Annotated in this window: 17 protein-coding genes; 1 reads left to right on the forward strand and 16 read right to left on the reverse strand. The window is 42.4% G+C overall.

Features of this window, described 5'->3' with window-relative positions; genetic code table 11:
* Window positions 1-97: 97 nt before the first annotated feature.
* The gene (locus HMPREF9380_RS00385; protein ID WP_004193850.1) at window positions 98-658 is read right to left on the reverse strand and encodes a DNA-3-methyladenine glycosylase I; all 561 of its coding nucleotides are present in this window, start codon (window positions 656-658) and stop codon (window positions 98-100) included.
* A gap of 11 nt (window positions 659-669) precedes the next feature.
* Window positions 670-1,134, reverse strand: coding sequence for a pyridoxamine 5'-phosphate oxidase family protein (locus tag HMPREF9380_RS00380; RefSeq protein ID WP_004193852.1), 465 nt, complete (start codon window positions 1,132-1,134; stop codon window positions 670-672).
* A 23-nt stretch (window positions 1,135-1,157) separates the two neighbouring features.
* Here HMPREF9380_RS00380 and HMPREF9380_RS00375 point away from each other — a divergent pair, with 23 nt between their 5' ends.
* On the forward strand, window positions 1,158-1,775 hold the full coding sequence (locus HMPREF9380_RS00375) for a helix-turn-helix transcriptional regulator (protein WP_004193854.1): 618 nt from the start codon (window positions 1,158-1,160) through the stop codon (window positions 1,773-1,775).
* 61 nt (window positions 1,776-1,836) lie between these two features.
* Here the strand turns inward: HMPREF9380_RS00375 and rpmH are convergent, their stop codons facing one another.
* The 14 genes from rpmH to HMPREF9380_RS00305 form a co-directional block, all read right to left on the reverse strand.
* Window positions 1,837-1,971 (reverse strand): 50S ribosomal protein L34, encoded by a 135-nt coding sequence (rpmH, locus tag HMPREF9380_RS00370; RefSeq protein ID WP_002893904.1) that lies wholly within the window; start codon window positions 1,969-1,971, stop codon window positions 1,837-1,839.
* 138 nt (window positions 1,972-2,109) lie between these two features.
* Entirely contained in the window at window positions 2,110-2,742 is a 633-nt protein-coding gene (locus tag HMPREF9380_RS00365; protein ID WP_004193857.1) for a hypothetical protein, read from the reverse strand.
* Between the two features lie 14 nt (window positions 2,743-2,756).
* Window positions 2,757-3,851, reverse strand: coding sequence for a DUF6287 domain-containing protein (locus HMPREF9380_RS00360; RefSeq protein ID WP_004193858.1), 1,095 nt, complete (start codon window positions 3,849-3,851; stop codon window positions 2,757-2,759).
* Complete coding sequence (jag, locus tag HMPREF9380_RS00355) at window positions 3,823-4,848, reverse strand: RNA-binding cell elongation regulator Jag/EloR (protein ID WP_002905445.1); 1,026 nt, start codon at window positions 4,846-4,848, stop codon at window positions 3,823-3,825. The genes HMPREF9380_RS00360 and jag overlap by 29 nt, the downstream gene beginning before the upstream one ends.
* 21 nt (window positions 4,849-4,869) lie before the next feature.
* Window positions 4,870-5,685 (reverse strand): YidC/Oxa1 family membrane protein insertase, encoded by an 816-nt coding sequence (locus HMPREF9380_RS00350; RefSeq protein WP_004193861.1) that lies wholly within the window; start codon window positions 5,683-5,685, stop codon window positions 4,870-4,872.
* Window positions 5,669-6,028 carry a ribonuclease P protein component gene (gene rnpA, locus HMPREF9380_RS00345; protein ID WP_002907899.1) on the reverse strand — a complete coding sequence of 120 codons (360 nt, stop codon included), beginning with the start codon at window positions 6,026-6,028 and terminating at the stop codon, window positions 5,669-5,671. Before rnpA ends, HMPREF9380_RS00350 begins: the two co-directional genes overlap by 17 nt.
* A gap of 148 nt (window positions 6,029-6,176) precedes the next feature.
* Window positions 6,177-7,562 carry an argininosuccinate lyase gene (argH, locus tag HMPREF9380_RS00340; protein WP_004193865.1) on the reverse strand — a complete coding sequence of 462 codons (1,386 nt, stop codon included), beginning with the start codon at window positions 7,560-7,562 and terminating at the stop codon, window positions 6,177-6,179.
* A 14-nt stretch (window positions 7,563-7,576) separates the two neighbouring features.
* A complete protein-coding gene (locus tag HMPREF9380_RS00335) occupies window positions 7,577-8,776 on the reverse strand; it encodes an argininosuccinate synthase (protein WP_004193868.1) in 1,200 nt (399 codons plus the stop codon).
* A gap of 174 nt (window positions 8,777-8,950) precedes the next feature.
* Window positions 8,951-9,586, reverse strand: coding sequence for a DUF6287 domain-containing protein (locus HMPREF9380_RS00330; protein WP_004193870.1), 636 nt, complete (start codon window positions 9,584-9,586; stop codon window positions 8,951-8,953).
* An 89-nt stretch (window positions 9,587-9,675) separates the two neighbouring features.
* Entirely contained in the window at window positions 9,676-11,133 is a 1,458-nt protein-coding gene (gene gltX, locus HMPREF9380_RS00325) for a glutamate--tRNA ligase (protein WP_004193873.1), read from the reverse strand.
* A 106-nt stretch (window positions 11,134-11,239) separates the two neighbouring features.
* Window positions 11,240-12,019 carry an alpha/beta hydrolase gene (locus HMPREF9380_RS00320; RefSeq protein WP_002916601.1) on the reverse strand — a complete coding sequence of 260 codons (780 nt, stop codon included), beginning with the start codon at window positions 12,017-12,019 and terminating at the stop codon, window positions 11,240-11,242.
* Window positions 12,020-12,093: 74 nt separating this feature from the next.
* Window positions 12,094-13,761 carry a ribonuclease J gene (locus tag HMPREF9380_RS00315; protein ID WP_004193875.1) on the reverse strand — a complete coding sequence of 556 codons (1,668 nt, stop codon included), beginning with the start codon at window positions 13,759-13,761 and terminating at the stop codon, window positions 12,094-12,096.
* A 783-nt stretch (window positions 13,762-14,544) separates the two neighbouring features.
* On the reverse strand, window positions 14,545-14,748 hold the full coding sequence (locus HMPREF9380_RS00310) for a CsbD family protein (protein WP_002893927.1): 204 nt from the start codon (window positions 14,746-14,748) through the stop codon (window positions 14,545-14,547).
* Between the two features lie 76 nt (window positions 14,749-14,824).
* Window positions 14,825-15,415 carry an Asp23/Gls24 family envelope stress response protein gene (locus HMPREF9380_RS00305; protein WP_004193877.1) on the reverse strand — a complete coding sequence of 197 codons (591 nt, stop codon included), beginning with the start codon at window positions 15,413-15,415 and terminating at the stop codon, window positions 14,825-14,827.
* Window positions 15,416-15,418: the final 3 nt, after the last annotated feature.

The following is a 15,418-nucleotide window of genomic DNA, read 5'->3' on the forward strand; positions in this document are numbered from 1 at the left end:
ATAAAAACAGAAAGAATGTTAAATTCTTTCTGTTTTTTATATCTTTTGCTATTATTCAATAACAGCCCACTCATTTTCCCAATTCAAAAAAGACTATTTACATTCTAAAATCACACGTCAATAAATGATCATTGATCATGCCAATTGATTGCAAAAAAGCATATATAGTAGTAGAGCCAACAAAAGAAAATCCTTTCTTTTTAAGTTCCTTACTAATCTTATCGGATAGATCTGTTCGAGCGGGTACCTCTTCAATACTGGACCATGAATTTAAAATTGGTTTATTATTTACAAAAGACCAAAGATAGGGATCTAAACCACCGTAATCCTCCTTTAATTTTATATAGGCTTTAGCATTTTTTATAACTGCCTTTATTTTCAGCTTATTTCGTATCACTCTTTGATCACTAAGCAATTCTTCAATCTTTTGCTCGTCATAATTGGAGAGTATTTCAGGATCGAAGTTTTCATAAGCATCTGTCATAGCATCCATTTTTGATAAAATAGTTTGCCAGCTCAAGCCCGCCTGCTGACCTTCTAAAATCAACATTTTAAAGAGTTTATGCTCGTCATGCACAGGTCGCCCCCATTCATGGTCATGATAATTTCTCTCAAGCTCACTATTTTCGGCCCAATCGCACCTTTTTATCTCAACCATCTATTTTCTCCTTATAGTTTGATTTTCTCAACTTGATTATTATCTAAGACCAAGAAAGCATCCGAAAAAGATACTTCAAAAAGTTGCAAGGAGTTGCTATGCTGCTCAATAATATCTTGATAATAAGGATACTTCTGGATAAAAACGCTTTTTATATCCTCAATAGAAAGCTGGCTTTCTTTGACACTCCCTTGAATCCGGATATACCTCCCATCACCTTTCGGGACTGTTGTAAGAGCAATACGATTATTGATTGCCAGCTCTTGGATTTTATGACTATTTTTAAATGATATAAAGAACAATTTCTTTGTCTCCTCATCATAGTAAAAATTGACAATTCTTACATTTGGGATATCCTTTACAGAAGTAGCTAGAGCCATTTCTTTCTGTTCTGCCAATAAGGCCTTAAAATATTGATTCATATTTGACTCCTTTATTATTTTCTCTAAAACTAGTATAATATAAAAAGGTATCATTTTTTGAAACCATTTAATAAAATATGGAGTTTCTCATGAATAAATCTCAAAGAATTAACGATATGCTTATTTTTCTCAATAAGAAAAGACAATTCAATCTAAAAGATATTATGAATCGATATCATATTTCAAAAAGCACTGCCCTTCGTGATATTGCCAGCCTTGAAACGTTAGGCATTCCAATTTATTCTGACTTAGGTCGGAATGGCAGTTATAAAATTCTTAGCAACGACTTGTTATCTCCTATTATTTTCTCCATAGATGAAATTTCTGCCTTGTATTTTTCCATGCTGACTCTGGAAAACTACAATATGTGCCCTTTTGATATTGACCTGCAAAAATTAAAAGAAAAATTTGAAAACTCGATTTCAGAACAGCAGTTAAGCAAGATCACAAAAATTGAGAAAATCCTTCAACCAGAAGTCAGAAAAACGATCAACAACTCTCAGCTGCGAATCATTCTTGATATTTTATTGCACAGGCAGGGAGAATTTTTTCCAATTAAGTATGAACAGCAGTCTCTTCAGGTTCAATTTATCAAACTATTTAGCTACAAAGGAGACTGGTATGTAGAAGTCCTAAATAAAGACACTGGCCAAAAATGGGAACTTTCCTGCCAGTCTATTGACTTTTACCCGTAAATTTAACGCAAAAAAACCAGCGGTCTCGAGTCTCCGCTGGTTTCTTGATAAATCGTTTGGATTAAGCAGCCAAAACTTTGCGTCCTTTACGACGGCGAGCTGCCAATACACGACGACCGTTTTTAGTTGACATACGGTGGCGGAAACCATGTTTACGCGCACGACGGATTTTACTTGGTTGATAAGTACGTTTCACGATGAATACCTCCTCTTAGATTCTTGTATTCGTTTAGCCGGCTAGTTGTGATCAGTTACTAAACATACTTTACTATTCTATATGATTCCGAGGCTTTTGTCAATACTTACTTAAATAACTTTCTCTTTGTAAACGTAATCATAAAGCCCGAGTCGCCTCATAAAAGGGAATCAAAGCTGTCATGGCCTCCTGCAGCTGGGAAAGCACTTGCTCTCTTGAAGCAGCCTGAGAAAGGGGAATATCGTATTTGACCAAGACCTTACGAACCTGACCGACCACCAGCTGCTGAGTAAGGAGCTGGCGATTTTCCTCTGTTCCTTCAAAACGCTGACTCACACCATCTATCTGGGCAAAATAATAAGCTGGCGGCTGAATAGGCAACTCCAAGACCCGATTTTGCTTGCTGAGGCTGTACTCATCTTTCTTGCGCTCCATGAAGCTCACCTCCAGCGACACTCCAAAATCTTCTGCAGTTCCATACAAGCGCAGGGCAAACATCGGTTCTGTGATTTCCCCATAGCCTTTAAGATAATTCCAAAAATGGGGCCGCAGTATCTGCGCCTGATTCATCCACTGGCTGGTTCGCTCCAAGGTCAGCTTGGGATAGAGGATCTGAAAATCCTTGACTAGTGCCGCAAACTCCTTTCGTGCCGCCTGCCCCTTAGCTCTCAACTCCAACATAGACTCACGCAGCTGCCCTGCCTTGTCTGGAGATATATACTTAGCCCCTTGATGAGGCAGATAACTTTCAATAGCTGGAAAAAGTGACATAAAAAATCCTTTCTTTACTCTCTATAATAGAAAACCTCAGGCTTATCAACAACAACACTCTGAGTTATAAGAATTCGATCTTGTTTTTTATTAGAAGCATCTGCTATCGTTTGATCATCCGCAGTCACAGACATATCAACACCTGCTGGAATAAATAAGATGGCTGCACCCGGACCTCCAGAGGATACTCCACCTTGTAAATAAGAATCAATCATTCTAAAATTATTTCCCAATTTTAGGTCGTTATTAACCAAGCCATTTTTATCAAATACTAATTCACTCCCCTTCCCATTTCTCCATCTACCTTCAATACTAGTATAATCTCCTTTTTGGATGGCTTCCAAATCCAATTGAGGCGAACTACTTTGTTCTTTGCGATTTTCAACACTTGTCGTTGCTTGATAGTCTTCTATGTCTTTCCACTTTAACGAAGATAGATCAACTTCTTTTTTAGAAGCTAACCCAAAAACTGAATCTACGCTTTTTTCAGAATTTGAATCTACACCTGCTATTTGAAAATCTGCTTCTTTTAGCACATCTATACCACTATTATCAGATCTCAGTCGATAAAGATAACCCTTAGCATCAGGACTTAGAGAGTGCCATTGAGCATAAAAGACTGTTCCATCTGTATATATTGTGGCGCTTTCTCGACTTCCACCTGCTGAAGCTACTTTTGATTGAGCTAAATAAGTTGATGTTCCTTGATTCAAATAATAAATAGCCGCTAAATAATAAGCCCCGTCAGAATGATGTCCTGTGATTAGTTCATTCGTCCCATTTTTATCAATATCATAGAATGTGTATATCTGCGCACGGCCTTCAGAAGTATCTTTTGTTAATTTCTCCAAAGTCGAAGCATATAATTTTTCATCTTGTTCTACTGAAATTGAAGAACTCTTTTGCTCTTTATCCAATGCACTCTTACTCGAATCAGGAGTATTATCCTGATTCTCTATTTTCTTTTGGCCACAGGCAGCAAGTAATGCTAACCCTAAAATAATTAGAAAAACTCTCTTCTTCATAATTCTTTCTCCTAGTTTATTACTACAAAAACCAGCATCTCTGCTGGCTTTCTTTTTATTCGCTATCAATATCCACGACGACATAGCGGTTAGGCTCGTCGCCTTCGGAATAGCTAGTCACGCCATCGATGCGAGAGATGATGCGGTGGATAATTTTGCGCTCGCTGTTAGACATAGGGTCAGTGTGCTGACCGCGTCGGTCTTCCAAAGCCCGCTGAGCCAGTTTCTGCGCATAGCTTTGCAGCACTTCTGCCCGATGCTCAACATAATCATTGACATTAATAGAAATGTAGAAGCTCTTAGAATATTGGTTATAAAGATAGTTTTGTGCCAATAGCTGCAGAGCTTTCAAGACTTTTCCGTGGTAGCCAATCACGCGCCCTGGTTCATTGGTATCAATCTGCATGTTAATGGTACGACGATTGTGACTGCTGGAAATGCCCGCTTCCACATCCATCTCATCCACGATTTTCTGAACATAGTTCGTTACGTTGTCAACCACTTCTTCAATATCGTAGTCTGCTTCGACTTGGATACCTAAGTCAGCAAAAGAGCTTTCTTCTGTTTCTGTCGGTTCAGCCTTGTCTTTAGCTGCTTGTTCAAAAGAGATAACCTTGCTATCGTCCGCTTCTGCTTGAGCAATTGACTCATCAATAGCTTGGTTGGTCTTGAGAAGATCAATGGTGCCAGTCTCTTCTAAAATCGTATTGGCTTGCTTGTCATTTTTGAGTATTTCAGCCTTGACCTCATCTGAGATAACTTCGCCTTCGCCTTCGACCTTCTTGATGGCAGCTACCACACGGCCCAAATCAACCGTTGCTTCACTGACAGACTGCACAGGCTCATTCTGAGCGTTAATCTCTTCGGGAACACCTTTTACAGCCTTTTGATTGGCCTTGACAACTGTCGTCTCAGCAATCGGTTCGACATCCACCTGAGCTGGCTTCTTGCCAAACAGACCTAAAAAGCCTTTTTTCTCACGAGAAATAACAGTGATATGCGCTCTCATACGTGGAATATCCAACGTTTTCAAACCATTTTGAATGGCTTCTTCAACACTTGCTCCTGTAAAAATAACCATTGCAAGAGTCCTCCTTCTTACTTACTTTTTCTTTTTCTGTGCTTTTTTCAGGGCACGTTTCTTTTTCTGTTCCAATTGACGCTCTGACCGTTCCCTGGCTTCCCGCTCGGCAATGATTTTAAAAGGATTGCTCAGCAGCAAGGTCTGAACCACCTGATAAGCATTTGAGACTGCCCAGTAGAGGGCCACCCCACTCGCTGCATAGAGGGCAAAAAAGAAAATCACAACTGGCATCAGGTACATCATGACTGTCATCCCGCCATTTCTCTCAGGCAAGGCCTTGTTTGAAAGCCAAGTACTGAAGAAAGTGAAGAGAGCCGCCAACAGCGGAAGAATAAAGGTCGGATCTGTCGCTCCTAGATTGAGCCAGAGGAAGTGACCTGTTTTCATAAAATCAACCCGAGTCAGGGCTTGAAACAGAGCCAAGAGCACTGGCATCTGGATAAAGAGCGGAATGAATGAGGCATAGGGATTGACACCCTTTTCTTTGTAGAGTTTTTGCGTTTCCTCAGCCAAGGCTGTTCTGCTCTCCATATCCTTGCCAGGATACTTTTCCTGCAGTTGTTTGATATGCGGCTGCACTTCCTGCAGCTTGCGCGAAGAAGTCGTCTGAAATTGGAAGACCGGCAGGAGAACTGTCCGGATAATCAAGGTAAAGAGAATAATCCCAATTCCCTTGCTTCCGCCAAAGGATAGAAAACGAATGGTGTCCGCAAAGAAATAGACCAACTTCTCCCAAAAGCCATGTGAATCGGCCGTTACTTGAGTGGTTCCGCAGGCTGTGAGAAAGAGCAGCGAGGCGACCAGTAAAATCCCTAATTTACTTTTCTGTTTCACAAATGAATCCTTCCTGATAAAGTTTAGCAATTTTTAACACATGCAATAAATTTTGTTCAACTTGGTGGTAGTCCAGCTCCTCTACTCCTTTGCGAGCAATAACTACGAAGTCTGCCTGGACTAACTGTTTCTGATGCTGCATCAAGACATGGCGGATTTTTCTTTTAATACGATTACGAACCACTGCATTCCCCAGCTTTTTACTGACCGAAATTCCAACCCGAAAATGCTTTTGCTCTTTTTCTAACATGTAAACGACAAATTTTCGATTAGCAAAACTCTGTCCACTTTTAAAAATCGCATTAAAATCTTTTTCGCTCTTGACGCGATAGTTTTTTCTCAAAACTCAACTCCATCCACCAAAATTATATCTATTATACCATATTTTTCGAAAATGCCAATAAGTCCTGCTATGACGCTGGTTTTGCAAATATTTAAAAGGTTGATTCACTTAAAAAACACCGCAATTTCTTTGCGGCGTTCCCTATATCTTATCCCTTTTTCAGCTGTTTCTTCGCTCTTTCCAACTCCTGACGGATCTGTGCAAATCCTGTCCCGCCAAGGGAATTCCGCTTTTGTACAGCGGTCTGCGACTCAAGCGCTTGATAAATATCTTCCCCAATCAGCGACGACACTTCCTGATAACGGCTCAGCGGGATATCCTGTAGATAATAGCCTGCCTTGCTGCATTCCAGCACCAACTTTCCGACAATCTCATGGGCTTCCCGGAAAGGCAGTCCTTTCTTGGCCAGATAGTCAGCCAATTCTGTCGCATTGGAGAAGTCTTGCTGGGTTGAAACCAGCATTTTTTCCTTATTGACTGTCATACTAGACAGCATACCCGCCATAATATCCAGCGATTTTTGGATAGTATCTACTGTATCGAACATGCCTTCCTTGTCTTCCTGCAGGTCCTTATTATAGGCCAAGGGCAGGGATTTCATAACCGTCAGAAGACTGAAGAGATGGCCATAGACCCGGCCGCTCTTACCCCGAATCAGCTCCGCCATGTCCGGATTTTTCTTTTGCGGCATAATGGATGATCCTGTACTAAAGGTGTCTGACAGACTGACAAAGCCATATTCATAGCTGCACCAGTTAATCAGCTCCTCGCAGAGACGAGACAGATGCATGATGAGAATGCTGCTGTTAGATAGAAATTCCAAGATAAAGTCTCGATCACTTACCGCATCCAAGGAATTGTGGTAAATACCTTTGAAGCCCAATAAATCAGCCGTCAGCTCCCTGTCAATCGGAAATGTTGTCCCCGCCAGAGCCGCTGCTCCTAAAGGAGACAAATCCGTATGCTCCAGATTAAAGGCAAGGCGCTGACTATCACGGCTGAACATCTGATAATAGGCCAGCAGATGATGGGCAAAGCTAATCGGCTGGGCATGCTGAAGATGGGTATAGCCTGGCATAATAGTCTCTACATGCTCCTCAGCCAAGTCCAGCAGCACCTGGCGCAAATTCAAGAGTTTATACGCAATCTGACCGAGCTGATCCTTGAGATAAAGGTGCATATCTGTCGCCACCTGGTCATTACGAGAGCGAGCCGTATGAAGCTTGCCAGCTACTGGCCCAATCTCCTCAGTCAGAAGAGCCTCCATATTCATATGAATATCTTCATTCCGCACATCAAACTCAAGCTCTCCAGATTCATAACGCGCCAACAGCTTTTCCAAGCCTGCCTGAATAGCAGCTGCTTCCTCTGGAGCAATGATTCCCGTCTGTCCCAGCATTTTGACATGGGCTAGGCTGCCCTGCAGATCATAAGGAGCCAGACGATAGTCAAAGCCAATGCTGGCACCAAATTCTTCTACCCAGCCTTCCAGAGAGGCTTCAAAACGTCCGCCCCACAGTTTATGATTCACCATAGGAAAGCCCCTTTCTATTTGTCCTTGTGAGCCTGAACCTCTGCGTGAACCTTAGACGGAAGCCCCCATAGCTTGATAAAGCCAATTGCGGCATCCTGATCAAAAGTATCTGCACTGGTATAGGTAGCCAGACTTTCATCGTAGAGAGAATTGTCAGACTTACGCGCTACGACTGTTGCAGAGCCCTTATAAAGCTTCACTTTAGCTGTGCCATTGACCACCTGCTGAGTGGACTTAAGGTAGGCAATCAAAGCTTCTGTCGCTGGATTAAACCAGAGGCCATTATAGATGAGATTGGACAGTTCATTTTCGATAATCGGCTTGAAATGGGCCAGTTCTCTGACTAGAGTCAGATCCTCGATTTCCTTGTGGGCAGCCAAGAGAGTCACCGCCCCAGGGCATTCATAGATTTCCCGAGACTTAATCCCTACCAAACGGTTTTCCACATGGTCAATCCGTCCAACACCGTGCTGTCCAGCTAAGTCATTTAGCTCAAGGATCAAGTCCGCAAGCTTCATCTTTTTGCCATCTAAAGCAACTGGCACACCTGCCTCAAAGTCAATATTTACATAGACTGGGCTGTCTGGCGCTGCTTCTGGTGCAACCGTCAAATCATAGGCATCTTCCGGTGCTTCATTCCAAGGATTTTCCAAGACTCCGCACTCATTGGCCCGTCCCCAAAGGTTTTGATCGACTGAGTAAGGACTATCCAGATCTGCAGGAATTGGCACACCATTAGCTTTGGCGTAATTAATTTCTTCTTCCCGAGACCATTTCCACTCCCGAACCGGAGCAATGACATTGAGACTGGGATCCAGGGAGGCGATAGCCACTTCAAAACGTACCTGATCGTTTCCTTTTCCGGTACAGCCATGGGCAATGGTTGTCGCCCCCGTCTTGTGGGCAATTTCAACCAATTTCTTAGAAATCAAAGGTCGGCTCAGAGCGGACACTAGAGGATATTTTCGTTCGTAGAAGGTGTGTCCTTGCAGAGCAACCAAGACGTAGTCTTCTGCAAACTCATCTTTAACATCAATAACATGTGATTCGATAGCGCCAACTTTCAGCGCCTTGTCATGAATGAAATCCAAATCATTTCCTTCACCTACGTCCATACAGACCGCGATCACATCATAATCCTTGTTCAGCCAAGTAATGGCCACTGAAGTGTCCAAGCCGCCGGAATATGCTAAAATGACTTTCTCTTTAACCATATGATTACCTCTATCCTTCTACATTTTATTTTTAAACATTCTACTGTATGAAAATGCGATTGTCAAGAGAAATTTTAATATTTATTAAAATAAAAGCGTTTTATCGATTTTTATTCAAAATCAATATATTATATACTGGACTCAAAATAAGAAAAAAGAGTCCGTCAAGACTCCTTATTTTACACGGTAAAAAACATCGGGATGTTCGGAAACGCTCTGGGTGATGATGAAGCGATCTTGACTGGTATCAGTCGGATCCGTCCCATTGACAGTCTCCCCAGCTGGAAGACTCTTTCCTGCTGGAATGATAAGAAAGGCAGCACCGGTTTGGTTTTTCCAACGAATCCCTGCTCGGTAAATCCCATTTTCATCTGGCCCAGAGTAATCTCCTGTCTCAAGCTTGGCAACATCTGACTCGATACCAGACGCATCGAATGTATAACTGTTCCCTTTGGCATCCTGCCAAGTACCAATCATGCTGGAAAAATCGCCAGAAGCAATAGCCTTCATATCCAAATTAGAAGTTGGTGTCATCTCTTTCTCTTCTTTGCTAGCTCCCTTGGTAGACTTTTCACTTTCTGTTTCCGAATGCTGCTGAGAGCCAGCATCAGAAGTTTCTTGATTATCTGAGTCGCCAGAAAGTTCGCTCGAACTGTCCCCTCTTTCAGACTTTTTAGAAGATGCGGAGCTAGTCGAACTTACTTTAGAACTGTTGGAAGCAGGATTCGTCTGCTCTTTCTTTTGGTTACAGGTTACTAGCACGAGTAAAGCTACTAGCCCTCCAACCAAGATGATGAGCCATTTTTTCATTTTTCTCTCCTTAAAGTATTTTCTTATTACAATTGTGACATAAAAACAAAAATTTGCAAAGTAAAAACCAGCTCGAAAGCTGGTTTATCTTATTGAATTTGATTTAGCATGTTTTCGATATGCTGGATGGATTTTTCGCGGCCTAGCAGGTAAATCGTATCTGGCAGCTCCGGTCCATGCATTTCACCCGAAACGGCAATCCTAATCGGCATAAAGAGGTTTTTGCCCTTGATCCCTGTCTCTTTTTGGACAGCCTTGATTTGCGGGAAGATATTCTCTGTCACAAAATCTGCATCAGACATAGCTTCTAGCTTTTCTTTGAAGGCTGTCAACACGGTCGGTACCGTTTCACCAGCCATGACCTCACGCTCCGCATCTGTCAACTCTGGGAAGTCCGCAAAGAAGAGGTCTGTCAGCGGCACAATTTCGTCTACAGACTTCATTTGTGGTTTGTAGAGCTCTACAAGCTTTTCTGCCTTATCGGTCAAACGACCTGCTTCTTCCAAGTATGGCTTAGCCAGAGCAAAGATTGTGTCAAAATCCGCATTCTTGATGTATTCGTTGTTCATCCAGTCCAGCTTCTTCTGGTCAAAGGCAGCTGGGGACTTACTGAGACGTTTTTCATCAAAGAGCTCGATCAATTCTTGGCGAGAGAAAATCTCATGCTCGCCGCCAGGATTCCAGCCCAGCAGTGCAATAAAGTTAAAGACTGCTTCTGGCAGGTAGCCCTTCTTGCGATAATCCTCGATAAACTGCAAGGTATTGGTATCGCGCTTGGACAGCTTCTTACCTGTTTCAGAGTTGATAATCAAGGTCATGTGCCCAAATTCTGGAGCTTCCCAGCCGAGGGCTTCATAAACCATGAGCTGCTTAGGTGTGTTAGCAATGTGGTCATCCCCCCGAATAACGTGCGAGATTTCCATCAGATGGTCATCAATAACCACAGCAAAGTTGTAGGTTGGGTAGCCGTCTTTCTTCTGGATCACCCAGTCACCACCGATATTTCCGCCTTCAAACTCAATTTCACCCTTGACCATGTCAGTCCACTTGTAGACACCAGCTTCATTAACAGCCAGACGAACCGTCGGAATGATGCCCGCTGCTTCGCGCTTAGCGATATAGGCTGCCTTTTCTTCCTCAGACATACCTAGAAACTCATTGATATAACGCGGTGTTTCACCAGCTGCTTCCTGACGTTCGCGTTCAGCCGCTAATTCTTCCTCAGTTACATAGGACTTGTAAGCCAAGCCCTTGTCCAAGAGTTCATTAACGTATTTTTGGTAAATATCCAAGCGCTCAGACTGGCGGTAGTTTTCGTGAGTCTCAGGACTTTCGTCCCAGTCAATACCCAGCCAGCGTAAGTTTTCAAGCTGTGAACGTTCTCCGTCTTCTACATGGCGCTTGCGGTCTGTATCCTCGATACGGATAATGAAGGTCCCACAATAGTGACGAGCATAGAGGTAGTTAAAGAGCGCAGTCCGCGCATTTCCGATATGTAATAGTCCAGTCGGACTTGGTGCATAACGCACTCGAATCGCTTTTGTCAAAGTTCCATTCTCCTATTTGTATTTCGGGGAATCATTCCCACTCCGATTTTCAAACGTAATCATTATATCATACTCTGAGGGCAGAATACGACTTTACAGTCTATTTTTACGACAGGCGCTCTTCCAGCTGGAAGTCGATAGGAAGCCAGGCCAGCACATTCTCCAGCTGCTTTTCCCAGTAATACCACTCATGCTTACCTGGACTGTGGCTGTAAGTAATCTCCAAACCTAAGTCTTGCAGGTTTTTCACTGCCTCCTGATTGGCCTTGTAGAGAAAATCTTCTTCGCCACACCATGCCCAAAGCTTAGTCTTTTTATCAGATTGCTTGGCTATACTCTCCAGCGAATGAGGGCTGCTGGTCCAGTCTTTATAGTCTCCAAAAACTCCTCGCCAATAGGCTGGCGTTGCCATTTCAGCATTATCTGGACGAGCATCAAGAAAACTCAAAGCTCCAGAAAGACTTGCTGCGTATGAAAAACGGTTAGACTTGAGAGCCAGCTTAAAGGCTCCGTATCCGCCCATGGAAAGACCAGCGATAAAATTCTTCTCCCGCTTATCCGACATATTTGGGAAAAAGCGCTTGAGCACCCGAGGCAGCTCCTCAGCGATGGCTTCGTAATAGTTAAAACCGTACTGAGTATCGGTGTACCAGCCATTGCTGGTATTAGGCATGACAACAATCAAGTTGGTCGAGCGAACCAGACGCTCAATATTTGAGCGCTTGAGCCAGCTGTTGTGATTCCCGTTCATACCATGAAGCAGATACAAAACAGGAATATCCTTATCATCCGGCTTGTCTACGCGAGCTGCATCCGGATAGAGGACATTAACGCCCCATTCCATCTCCAAAGCTTCAGAATAATACTCTATTTTCATCACTGCCATTCGCATTTCTCCTTCGTATCTTTCTGACAAGAAAAAGCCGAAACCCGACTTTTCTTGTATTTGTGTTCAGATTTTTACCGCACTTCCATAACGACCGGCAAAATAGCTGGGCGACGCTTGGTTTGGTCAAAGAGATATTTGGCCAGACTGTCACGGACAGCACCCTTCAGCTCACCCCAGTCAAAGCTATCCTGCGCCAAGTATTCTTCCACAGTTTTATTGATAATGTCAGAGCTTTCGCGCAAAATATCTCTGCTCTTCTTGACATAGACAAATCCACGGGTATGTACTTTAGCCTTGGAAATGATTTTCTTTTCCTTACGGTTAACTGTGAGTGCCACGATGAAAATACCATCTTCAGACAAGACCTTGCGGTCGCGGAGGACGATATTACCCACATCTCCAATCGCATTTCCATCAATCATGACATCTCCAGCTGATACTGCACCAGCCGGCACAAAATCACCATGGTCGTATTCCATGATGCTGCCACGCTTAGGAATAAAGATATTTTCCGGCAGCATACCAACTTCCATGGCAGCCTTAGCATGAGCATCCAAGCCACGGTACTCACCCTGAATAGGGAAGAGGTACTTAGGCTGCAGCAGGTTAATCATGAGCTGCAAATCACGCGCATTTCCGTGACCTGAAACCCGCAGGTTTTGGGTAATCAGCTTGACAATGCCCCCCGCCTGATAAATCATATTTTCCACGCGAGCCACGACCGCTTCCTTGGCAATAGACGGCGTAGTTACAATGTAAATCAAATCGCCTTCCTTGATTTCCACATAGCGGTGACGGCCGATCGACATCTTACGCAGACCATTGATAGGCTCGCCCATCCGGCCAGTCTCCAAGATGATCAGCTCATGGTCTTCAAACTTAGACATTTCCTTGGGCTTGATCAAAAGGCGTTCGTCCACCAAGGACAGCTTCTTGAGGCGGATAGCCGTACGAACGATGTTTTCAACATCAAAGCCAGTCAAAACCACGCGGCGGCCAGTCTCTGCCGCTGCATCAAAAACCTGCTGGATACGAGACAGGTTGCTGGCAACCGCCGCAACAATCACTCGACCATCCCAGTCAGCAATCGTATCTTCGATTTCCTTGCCAACCTCGCTCTCACTAGCCACCTGAACACTACTGTCCGCATTGGCTGAATCACTGAGCAAGGCCAGAACACCCTCGCGGCCAATCTCAGCCAGACGGCCAAAGTCTGTCGCATAGGACGGACTGGCAGACTGGTCAAACTTGAAATCACCTGTATAAACGATACTGCCTTTTCTGGTTTTGATGACAACTCCCAAACTCTCAGGAATCGAGTGAGTCGTCCGGAAGAAGGAAACTACTGTTTTGCCAAATTCAATCTCAGTATTTTCATCAATCACATGGAAATCATTGAACTTCTTAACCGCATCGTTATTTTTAACAAAAAGCTTGGCCAGCTCAATCGTCAACTCTGATCCGAAAACCGGCACCTTAGCATCTGCCAAAAGATTTGGCAGAGCACCAATCGCATCTGCGTGCCCGTGTGTCAGAAAGACACCCGCAATCCGCTTCTTGTTTTCAAACAAATAGTCCATATTGGGAACGACATAATCCACACCCAACTGCTCATTTTCTGGGTACTTCAGCCCAACATCCAATACAAAAATGGAATCATCCACTTCGGCAACGTAGAGATTTTTACCATTTTCACGCACGCCGCCCAAAGCAATCAGTTTAATATTGCTCTTGCTCATTTTTTCTCCTATTCAATTTTCAGAATCTCACTTTTATCAAAGATTCTTTATTTTATTACTAACGGTCCTTGGCTAGCCAAGTCGAATTACAGTCTTGCAAACCAAAGGTTCGCATATCCAACCTATTATAGCATTTTTTCATGTTTTTTCAAAGTCAAGTGTGTCTTCTTAGCGTACTTGACTACAAAAAACGACCTCTAGCTTTACTCGGCTAGAGGTCTGGTTTACTTCGCTGGTATGAGAGCAATCAGTTCATCCAAGGTGTAACTGAATAACAATTTTTTGATTTATTGTTTTTATTATTTTTTATAAACTTTTAATTCCTTCAACCGCTAATGATTTTCTTTTTATCTTAGCATTGGAAATCTCTATAATATAATAAAGCACTATTGATTGAATTCTCGAAGTTTGAAAACCATCTAAAAGCTTCTACTTTCTATACAATCGTTACAATCAGGCAGGCTAAGCGGGCCTGTCTGACAATTCAACCAATATGTCAAGTAAAGCAACTACTTATGTATCACAAACAACTATACCAACAAAGTAAACTTTAAAGCGAATGAATTTAGTTTCCTTTCTTTCTATTTCCTTAATTCTATTATAGTACTCTATCCAGATTTTTGCAAGCGTTTACAACAAAGAAATTAAAAAACTTTTTAGCTAAAAAGAAGTCAAGCAAAAAAAGAAAGGAGACCTCAAAATGATCTCCTTTAAATTCTAGATAATTTTTATCCGTGACTATAGCTAACAAAGACTTTTTATAAGGAAAATCAACTATTGGTTTTATTTATCGTCTTTCTTAACCATATTTTTAACGCCTTCGATTGCGCCTTCAACAGCATCTTTGGCATCTTCTGCAACTTCTTTAACTTTAGAAACTACTTTTTCAGCAGCTCCTTCTTTTTCTGTTTTTTTATCACCAGTTAATTTGCCTAGGCCTTCTTTAACAGAACCTTTAGCTTGGTTGAATTTTTCTTCTGTAGACATAATTTAGACCTCCATTGTCAGTTTCAATTTTTAAAGAAATGAAACAATATAAGAATCTCTAATCCCAGTTAGAGGATTAATGAACGCGTGCTTTTTCCTTTGATGCAGCGTCTTTAACAGCATCTACACCATCGCCAACTTTTTCTTGAACAGCTGAGAAACCACCGCTAATGCCAGATTTTGCTTTTTCGAATTGCTCAGAAGCAAATTCGCCTGTTGATTCAGCAACATCTGTCACTCTGTCTTGAAGGCTTACTGAATCCGCTTCGTGTTGTTCTTTCGTTTTAATATCAACAACATTTACATTTACTTCAACAACTTCCAAATCAGTCATCTTAGAAACTTCTTCTGCAACGACTTTCTTGATTTCTTTGTATAAAGTAGGAACATTCTTTTGATATTCTGCAACAACATTCAAGTCAACAGCTACTTGTTCTTTACCAACTTCAACATTGACACCATGAGTGACATTGTCAGAGTTGACCAATTTATCTTTTATGTTAGAGAAGAAACCACCATCAACAGCCAGCAAGCCTGAAACTTTCTCTAAAGAGAGACCGATAATTTTTTGAATGACCTTATCATCGTAAGTCAATTCACCTTTTACTTCGTGAGCTACTTGAGCAACTTCTTTTTTAGCAACATCTTTAACATCTTTATTTGACATGTT

Source organism: Streptococcus sanguinis SK49 (genome assembly GCF_000212815.1).
GTDB lineage: Bacteria > Bacillota > Bacilli > Lactobacillales > Streptococcaceae > Streptococcus > Streptococcus sanguinis_C.